Raw genomic sequence first — 274 nt, forward strand, 5'->3', positions numbered from 1 at the left:
TGCGTCCATGCCGTTGGCGCAGCGCGCCAGGATGGCGAGCAGAATGGACGCAGAGCAGGCAGACAGCCGCATCAGCGAAGCGGAGTACCTTTCGGAACTGCCGGTCGTCCTTTCAGCCACCCGGCTATCCCAGTCCCGCGCCGACGCGCCGGGATCTGTCAGCGTCATCGACCGTCAGATGATCCGGGCATCGGGGGCGCGCAACATCCACGAACTGTTCATGCTGCTGCCCGGCTTCCAGGTCGGCCTGCACACCGGCAACCACCCGCTGGTC

Annotated in this window: 1 protein-coding gene; it reads left to right on the forward strand. The window is 66.4% G+C overall.

Features of this window, described 5'->3' with window-relative positions:
- Nucleotides 1-43 precede the first annotated feature (43 nt).
- Nucleotides 44-274 (forward strand): TonB-dependent receptor plug domain-containing protein (locus tag SB765_RS29575; protein WP_410932484.1); only part of this gene is annotated, 231 nt, incomplete at its 3' end.

This window comes from Pseudomonas sp. SIMBA_067 (genome assembly GCF_046534675.1).
Classification (GTDB): Bacteria; Pseudomonadota; Gammaproteobacteria; order Pseudomonadales; family Pseudomonadaceae; genus Aquipseudomonas; species Aquipseudomonas putida.